11 protein-coding genes are annotated in these 7,689 nt (G+C 75.2%); 6 read left to right on the top strand and 5 right to left on the bottom strand.

Annotated features, from left to right (window positions below; translation table 11 throughout):
• Together NH602_RS25670 and alc are read left to right on the top strand one after the other, a co-directional pair.
• Positions 1-403 (top strand): glycerate kinase (locus NH602_RS25670; protein ID WP_253069132.1); only part of this gene is annotated, 403 nt, incomplete at its 5' end.
• Complete coding sequence (gene alc / locus NH602_RS25665; RefSeq protein ID WP_179759984.1) at positions 400-1,392, top strand: allantoicase; 993 nt, start codon at positions 400-402, stop codon at positions 1,390-1,392. The genes NH602_RS25670 and alc, both read left to right, overlap by 4 nt.
• A 20-nt stretch (positions 1,393-1,412) precedes the next feature.
• Here alc and NH602_RS25660 read toward each other — a convergent pair whose 3' ends face one another.
• The 4 genes from NH602_RS25660 to NH602_RS25645 all read right to left on the bottom strand — a co-directional run bounded on the left by NH602_RS25660 (position 1,413) and on the right by NH602_RS25645 (position 3,950).
• A complete protein-coding gene (locus NH602_RS25660) occupies positions 1,413-1,877 on the bottom strand; it encodes a sodium-independent anion transporter (RefSeq protein WP_179759985.1) in 465 nt (154 codons plus the stop codon).
• Positions 1,878-2,229: 352 nt separating this feature from the next.
• On the bottom strand, positions 2,230-2,670 hold the full coding sequence (locus NH602_RS25655) for a hypothetical protein (RefSeq protein ID WP_253069131.1): 441 nt from the start codon (positions 2,668-2,670) through the stop codon (positions 2,230-2,232).
• A complete protein-coding gene (locus NH602_RS25650; protein ID WP_062394657.1) occupies positions 2,667-2,867 on the bottom strand; it encodes a hypothetical protein in 201 nt (66 codons plus the stop codon). Before NH602_RS25650 ends, NH602_RS25655 begins: the two co-directional genes overlap by 4 nt.
• A gap of 183 nt (positions 2,868-3,050) precedes the next feature.
• A complete protein-coding gene (locus NH602_RS25645) occupies positions 3,051-3,950 on the bottom strand; it encodes an oxaloacetate decarboxylase (RefSeq protein WP_073575050.1) in 900 nt (299 codons plus the stop codon).
• A 138-nt stretch (positions 3,951-4,088) separates the two neighbouring features.
• Here NH602_RS25645 and NH602_RS25640 point away from each other — a divergent pair, with 138 nt between their 5' ends.
• The 4 genes from NH602_RS25640 to NH602_RS25625 all read left to right on the top strand — a co-directional run bounded on the left by NH602_RS25640 (position 4,089) and on the right by NH602_RS25625 (position 7,487).
• Positions 4,089-4,745 (top strand): GntR family transcriptional regulator, encoded by a 657-nt coding sequence (locus NH602_RS25640; RefSeq protein WP_062402948.1) that lies wholly within the window; start codon positions 4,089-4,091, stop codon positions 4,743-4,745.
• On the top strand, positions 4,742-5,383 hold the full coding sequence (locus NH602_RS25635) for an isochorismatase family protein (RefSeq protein WP_253069130.1): 642 nt from the start codon (positions 4,742-4,744) through the stop codon (positions 5,381-5,383). Before NH602_RS25640 ends, NH602_RS25635 begins: the two co-directional genes overlap by 4 nt.
• Positions 5,384-6,463, top strand: coding sequence for an LLM class flavin-dependent oxidoreductase (locus NH602_RS25630; RefSeq protein WP_073575052.1), 1,080 nt, complete (start codon positions 5,384-5,386; stop codon positions 6,461-6,463).
• 76 nt (positions 6,464-6,539) lie between these two features.
• Positions 6,540-7,487, top strand: a complete 948-nt coding sequence (locus tag NH602_RS25625) for an acyl-CoA desaturase (protein ID WP_374210262.1) — start codon at positions 6,540-6,542, stop codon at positions 7,485-7,487.
• A gap of 20 nt (positions 7,488-7,507) precedes the next feature.
• Here the strand turns inward: NH602_RS25625 and NH602_RS25620 are convergent.
• Positions 7,508-7,689: hypothetical protein (locus NH602_RS25620; RefSeq protein ID WP_253069129.1), on the bottom strand; the 182-nt coding region annotated here is incomplete at its 5' end.

The following is a 7,689-nucleotide window of genomic DNA, read 5'->3' as shown; positions in this document are numbered from 1 at the left end:
GGCGGGGCTCGCGCTGACCGCCGTCTGCGGGGCGCGCGTCGCACCCGGTGTCGGTACGGTCCTGGAGCTGACCGGCTTCGGCGACGAGCTGGCCGGCGCCGGTCTCGTCGTCACCGGGGAGGGCAGGCTGGACGCCCAGACCCTGCACGGCAAGGCCCCGGCCGGGGTCGCCGCCGCCGCCCGCGCGGTCGGGACCCCGGTCGTCGCCGTCGCCGGGCAGGTGACCCTCGGCCCGGCCGCACTGCGGGCCGCGGGTTTCCTCGCGACCTACGCGCTCACCGACACCGCCCTCGACCACCGCGACGCGGTCGAGCGCGCCGCCGAGCTGCTGCGTCTGCTCGGCGCCCGGATCGCCACCGACCACCCGTCCCCCACCCGCCCGATGATCAGGAGCAGACCGTGACCGACCCCTCGCTCATCGACCTCGCCTCCCGCGCGCTCGGCGGCTCGGTCGTCGCCGCGAACGACGAGTTCTTCGCCCAGCGCGAGAACCTCATCACCGCCGCCCCGCCCCGCTTCGACCCCGACGAGTTCGGTCTGAAGGGCAAGGTCTACGACGGCTGGGAGACCCGGCGCCGCCGCGAGCCCGGCCACGACTGGGCCCTGGTCCGCCTGGGCGCGCCGGGCGTGGTGGACCACGTCGTCGTCGACACCTCCTGGTTCAGGGGCAACTACCCGCCGGAGATCGCCGTCGAGGCGACCGCCGTCGACGGCCACCCCTCCCCCGACGAGCTGGAGAAGGCGCCCTGGCACGAGATCGTGCCGCGCTCGGCGTGCGCCGGGCACACCGCCAACGTCTATCCGGTGACCGACACCCGCCGGGCCACCCACCTGCGGCTGATCATGCACCCGGACGGCGGGATCGCCCGGTTCCGGGTGCTCGGCCGGGTGCTGCCCGACCCGCGGTTCCTCGAGGGCACCGTGGACCTGCTCGCGGCGGAGAACGGCGGGCACGTCACCGGCTGCTCCGACGAGTTCTACTCCTCCCCCGGCAACCTGCTGCTGCCCGGGAAGGCACGGCACATGGGCGAGGGCTGGGAGAACGCGCGGCGCCGCGACGGCGGCAACGACTGGGTCGAGTTCGCGCTCGCCGCGGGCGGGGTCCCGCGGCACGTGGAGGTCGACACGACCTGGTTCGTCGGGAACGCACCGGGCTGGGTCTCGATCAGCACCCGCGACGAGCGCACCGGCGGGTCGTGGACGGTGCTGCGCGACCGCGAGCGGGTGCAGCCCGACACCCGGCACCGTTTCCTGCTGCCCGGCGCCGCACCGGCCACCCACCTGCGTCTGGACGTGTTCCCCGACGGCGGGCTGTCCCGGCTGCGGTGCTGGGGCGAGCTGGACGAGGACGGCGCGGCCGCCGTGCGCCGCGCCCTCGACGCGGCGGGCTGACGGCCCGGGGCCGGTCGGGGTCAGGTACCGGCGGAGACCGGCCTGCCACCCGTGCGGTCGTCGCCGGCCCGGCGCGGCCCGGGCACGGTCCCGGTTCCACCGGCGGTGTCGGCACGGGCCGCGGTCAGCGTCCGGACGGCGACCTCGGCGGAGGGGAAGGCACTGCAGCGCTGCAGGACCTGGCGGGCGGGCAGCGGCAGCAGCTCCGCCCGGCCGCCGCACCCGGCCAGGTGCAGACGCACACCCTCGGCACGCGAGCGGGCGACGACCACGCCGAGCCGCTCGGTGGCGGGCCCGTCGAAGGCGTTGACCCCGGAGAGGTCGACGACGACGTGTCCCGGGGTCCGGCCGCACCGAGCCTGCGCGTCGAGCATCCGCGCCAGCGCCTCCACTCCCGGACGGTCCAGCCGCCCGGACACCCGGACCAGCCGCACCCCCGGTCCCGCCGTCTCGACCGCCAGCCCGATCCCCGTCTGCCCCGCCACGTCCGCCTCCTCGCCGCGCCGGGCCCGCCCGGGCCCGGACACCCGCGGCCTTCCCGGAGCTCCGCGGTCTACACCCGCACGGACGGCTTGATCGATACCGTCGCCCGGTTCGGGGAAACCGGACCAATCCGGCCGCACCGCGTGATATACATCACCTCGCGTGAGCAGCCGGTCTCCCACCGGCACGCACCCGCCTCGTCGCGGGCCACGCACCCCGAGGACCCACCACCCGTCGCTGGGGAGCGGACGGGTGGTCACCCCGGCCGGGGCCGGCGGATTCGGGACCGCCGACCCCGGCCGACTCGGCCCCCACCCACCACCGTCCGGGGCGGTCGCACGGCCCCGTCGGAGGTCAGGCCCGGCGATGCCCCGGCGCGGGTGCGGGCCTGCCGTGGGCACGCGGCACGCGCGGCGGGACACCGGCCCGCTCGGCGGGGTGCAGCCGGTCGGCGCCGATCGCGGGCCGGACCGGCACCGGGCGCAGCCGGCCACGCGCCGCGGCCGTGAGCACCTCGACGACGGCCTCGAACGACGGGTACCGCCCGTCGGGCAGCGGGAGGATCTGCTGGCGGACCACGCCGCTCACCCCCCACGCCTCGGCCTCGGCGAGGACCTGCCAGCGGTGGGCGGGCCAGCGCAGACCGGCCAGCACGCGTCCGAGGTTCTCGCGCAGCCGCTCCAGGTCACCCGATGACACCGGCAGCGGGTCGACCGGCGACAACGCGGTCCGGGCGGCGGGCACCGGCGTGGGGACCGGGCGCAGGGCGCGTCCCGGCACGGGGGGTGCGCTCACGCGGCCCACCCCGTCTCCAGCTCGGGCTGCTGCGCCCCGCTGCACGCCGGGTCACCGTCGAGGTGCCGGTAGGAGAAGGCGGGCCTCTCCAGCGGGGTCGCGGGGTCGGAGTGCCGGAAGATCCGACAGACCGAGCCGTCCGCGACCGACGACCAGCATCGTTCGCAGATGCGGAGCCGGGGAGTGTTCTGCTGCACGATCCACCGCCTGGGGCGATTCCGGGACCCTGCCCGCCCGCCCCGTTCCGGTCGACGTCCGCAGGTCGGCAAGGTCATCTGCACCGAGTGTGGTGTACGACATATCGACGCGCCACTCCTGGGCGTGTATCCGAGTCCGCTCCGCGGAGCCGACGTTTGCGGCACGGGGCGTCCGGGAACTGTTCAGTCCCCCTCCGCGCGGTAGCGCTGCTCCAGCTCGCGGACCTCCCCGATCCCGGCGAGCTCGGCGAACGCGTCGAGACCGCCGAGCCGGTCGATCAGCGACGCCGGGGTGCCCTCGGCCCGCAGCCGCTCCAGCAGCTCCCGCATCCCGGCCGTCGCTGCGAGCAGGGTGCCCACGGGGAACAGGACCAGGGCGAACCCGAGCTCGGCGAGCCGGTCGCGCGACAGCGGCGGGGTGCGGCCGCCCTCGGCCCAGTTGAACACCAGCCGGTGCCCGGCCAGCGCGGTCGCGACGGTCTCGATGTCGCGCTCGGACGTCGGTGCCTCCACGAACAGCAGGTCGGCGCCGGCGTCGGCGAACCGGCGGGCCCGGTCGATCGCCGCGTCCAGCCCGTCGACGGCGGCGGCGTCGGTCCGCGCGATCACCAGCAGGTCCGGGTCGGTGCGGGCGTCGACGGCGGCCCGCACCTTCGCGGCCATCTCCGCGGCGGGCACCACCTGCTTGCCCGCGAGGTGCCCGCACCGCTTGGGCATGACCTGGTCCTCCAGGTGCAGCGCGGCGACCCCGGCCCGTTCGTAGTCGCGGACGGTGCGGATGACGTTGAGCGGGTTGCCGTAACCGGTGTCCGCGTCGGCGATCAGCGGGAGGTCGACGGCGTCGGCCAGCCTGCCGGCGTGCGCGGCCATCTCCGCACCCCCGAGCAGGCCGACGTCGGGCCGGCCGAGCAGCCCGGCCGTCGTCCCGAACCCGGTCATGTAGACGACGTCGAACCCGGCCTGCTCGACCAGCCGCGCGGACAGCGCGTCGTAGGCGCCGGGGGCGAGCACCGGGGTGCCGGCGTCGAGCAGGGCACGCAGGCGCGCCCGGCGGTTCCCGGGTCGGCTGAGGAGGTCGGCCACGGCGGGGTCCCTTCGTCGAGCTGGATTGTGTACACGCATCGCCCACTCTGCCTGTCATCCGGACGTAACAACAGGTGGAGCCTTGTGCGTGACCGGCGGCACTCGTAGGTTGCATACAGCCCGACGCCGGAGGTGACGATGGTCGACACGACTCCCCGGCGCGCCTCCGAGCGCGCCCAGGCCGCGCTGCGCGAGGAGATCCTCACCGGCGCGCTGGCCGCGGGTGCCCACCTGGGCGAGGTCGAGCTCGCCGACCGCCTCGGGGTGTCGCGCACCCCGGTCCGCGAGGCGCTGTCCCGGCTGGCCGCTGAGGGGCTGGTCGAGCTGCACCCGCACCGCGGTGCGCGGGTCGCCACGTTCTCCGAGGCCGACCTCGACGACATCTTCGGGGTCCGCACCGCGCTGGAGCCGCGGGCCACGGCGCTGGCCGCCGCCCGCGCGACCGCCGCCGACCTCGACGAGCTCGACGACCTCGCCGGGCGCATGCTCGCCGTCGGCGGCCCCGGCCCCGGGCAGGACCTCGACGCCCTGGTCGCCCTGAACCGGCGGTTCCACGCCCGGCTGCTCGAGATCGCCGACACCCCCGCGCTCGCCTCCGCGCTCGCCGGCGTGGTGCACGCACCGGTCGTGCTGCGCACCTTCCACACCTACGATGCGGCGTCGCTGGCCCGCAGCCTCGCCCATCACGCCGAGATCGTCGCCGCACTGCGCGCCGGGGACGGCGGCTGGGCCTCCGCGGTGATGGTCAGCCACATCGCCAACGCCCGCGCCGTGATGACCGGGGACCGCCGGTGACCGGGGCCGGGTCGGGACCGCACGGTGCGCCGTTCTCGGGCCGGGTCGGCTGGGGCGCGGCACCGGCCGTCGTCGTGGTGGACCTCGTGGCCGCCTACACCGAGCCGGACGGGCCCTTCTTCCTCGGGGACGCCGCGACCGCGGAGCGCGTCACCGGCGGCTGCGACGCCGTGGTCGCCGCGGCCCGCGCGGGCGGGCACCCGGTCGTCTGGACCGTCGTGCGCTACGCCGCCGACCTCGCCGACGCGGGGTTCTTCGCCGCGAAGGTCCCCGCCCTGTCCTGCTTCGCCGAGGGCGCCCCCGGGGACTGGGGCCGGCTCGTCCTCGACCCGGCGCCGGGCGAGACGCTGCTGGCCAAGCAGCACGCGTCCGCCTTCGCCGGGACCTCGCTCGCCGCGACGCTGCGGGCCCGCGGAGTCGACACCGTCGTCGTCACGGGGGTGTCGACGTCGGGCTGCGTCCGCGCCACCGCCACCGACGCGCTCGCCGCCGGGTTCCGCCCGGTCGTCGTCGCCGACGCCTGCGCCGACCGCGACGCCGGCGTCCACGCCCGCAACCTCGCCGACCTCGACGCCAAGTACGCCGACGTCGCCGACCTGCCCAGCACCGTCACACAGCTGTCCACCCCGGAGGTCTGAGTGCACTACGGCGTCTTCATCCCGAACGCGACCAACGGCTACATCCTGTCCACCGGCAGCCCGCAGTACCGGCCGAGCTTCGCCCACAACGTGGCGATCACCCAGGAGGCCGAGCGCCAGGGCCTCGACTTCGTGCTCTCGATGATGAAGCACCGCGGGTCGGGCGGGCCGAGCGACTTCTGGGGCGAGTGCCTGGAGTCGTTCACCCTGTTCGGCGGACTCGCCGCGGTGACCGAGCGGATCGGGCTCTACCCGTCGGTGACCACGCTGGCCACCCACCCGATCATGGCCGCCCGGATGGTCGCGACGATCGACGAGATCTCCGGCGGACGCTGCGGACTCAACATCGTGACCGGCTGGAACAAGCCCGAGTACACGCAGATGGGGCTGTGGCCCGGCGACGAGTACTTCGAACGTCGCTACGCCTACGCCGCCGAGTACGTGCGGGCGCTGCGGGCACTGTGGAGCGAGGGGACCACGACCTTCTCCGGCGAGTTCTTCTCCTTCGACGACGCCGACATGCGCCCCAAGCCGCTGCACACCCCGACGATCGTCTGCGCGGGCCAGTCGCCGGCGGGCCAGGCGTTCACCGCCGAGCACGGCGACCGGAACTTCATCATGGCCGAGCGCTCGAAGGTCGGGGACATCGCCGCCGGAGTGCGCCGGCTCGGCGACGAGGCGGGCCGCGACGTCGGCACCTACGCGCTGTACTGCATCATCGCCGAGGAGACCGACGACGAGGCCGACCGGCTGTGCGCGCACATCGTCGAGAACGCCGACCTCGAGGCCATCAGCTACATGACCACCGGGGCGTCGCTGGACACCAACCCGGACGGCACCTCGGCCCAGCTGCTGGCGTCCCTGGAGCGTCCCGCGTCGGAGGGGAACATGGCGTTCCTGTCACTGCCGGTGGTGAAGGGCTCCTACGAGCGGGTCGCGGCCCAGCTCGACGAGATCGCCGCGACCACCGGCATCGACGGGGCGCTGCTCACCTGGCCCGACTTCGTCGACGGCGTCACCAAGTTCGGCGAGCGTGTGAAGCCGCTGCTACGAGAGGCCGCCCAGCCCGCCACGACCTGAGGAGACCCCACTCACGGTGAGTGAGGGGGGTTGTCCCCACTGTCCGTTCTGGTGCGAGCCGGAACCATCGGGGGGTGTGACCGACACCCGGCCCGCGCCGCGCTCCGACTTCTCCGACCGGCTCCGGCATCCCGTTCCGCACCTGTTCGTCTACGCGTTCGCGATCGTCCCGGCGATCGCGCTCGTCGCCGCGGTCCCGCTCGCGTGGGGCTGGGGTCTGACCTGGCTCGACGCCGGCCTCGCACTCGGCCTCTACGTCGTGTCCATGCTGGGGGTGACCGTCGGTTTCCACCGCTACTTCACCCACGGCTCGTTCACCGCGAACCGGCCCCTGAGGATCGCGCTCGCCGTCGCGGGCAGCCTCGCCGTCCAGGGGCCGGTCCGGCACTGGGTGGCCGACCACCGCCGTCACCACGCCTACGCCGACGCCGAGGGCGACCCGCACTCGCCGTGGCGCTACGGCACCTCCCCCGCCGCGCTGGTCCGCGGCTTCTGGCACGCCCACATGGGCTGGATCTTCGACCGGTCGCTGACCGACCAGCGCCGCTTCGCCCCGGACCTGCTCGCCGACCCCGACATCGACCGGGTCCACCGCGGTTTCACCGTCCTGACGATCCTGTCCGTGTTCGGGCCCGGCGTCGTCGGCGGCCTGGTGACCTGGTCCTGGTGGGGCGCGTTCACCGCGTTCTTCTGGGCCGGGCTGGTCCGGGTCGCGGTGTCGCACCACGTCGCGTGGTCGACCAACTCGATCTGCCACCTCGTCGGTGAGCGGCCGTACCGGGCCCGGGACCGCTCCACCAACGTCTGGCTGCTCGCCGTCCCCAGCATGGGCGAGTCCTGGCACAACCTGCACCACGCCGACCCCACCTCGGCCCGGCACGGCGTCGGCCGCGGCGAGATCGACATCTCGGCCGGCACGATCCGGCTGTTCGAGAAGCTCGGGTGGGCGTGGAACGTCCGCTGGCCGACCGAGAAGCGGCTGGCGAAGCTGGCCGCCCGGCCGGACGAGCCCGCCGCCGCCTGAATCCGGCCCGGGTGTCCCGCTCAGCGGGGTCCCGGGACGGCGGGCACGACGTGCACGGCACCCCGCGACCGCACGCGGCACCGGTCGCCGGGGTGCGGCACCCGGTCCGTCCCGGCCCGCACCCGCAGCAGGGTGCCCCGGTCCGGGACCCGCCCGTCGAGCAGCACGGTGACGAGCACGGCGTCGCCGACGAAGTCGACGG

Origin of the sequence: Pseudonocardia sp. McavD-2-B (assembly GCF_024124365.1) — a bacterium.
GTDB lineage: Bacteria > Actinomycetota > Actinomycetes > Mycobacteriales > Pseudonocardiaceae > Pseudonocardia > Pseudonocardia alni.
Note: the sequence above shows the minus strand (reverse complement) of the source record. Positions and strands in the feature narration are given on the sequence as shown.

Coding starts and splice junctions, on each gene's coding strand:
- NH602_RS25640 (WP_062402948.1), top strand. CDS start 4,089: ATGGTCGACACGACTCCCCGGCGCGCCTCCGAGCGCGCCCAGGCCGCG.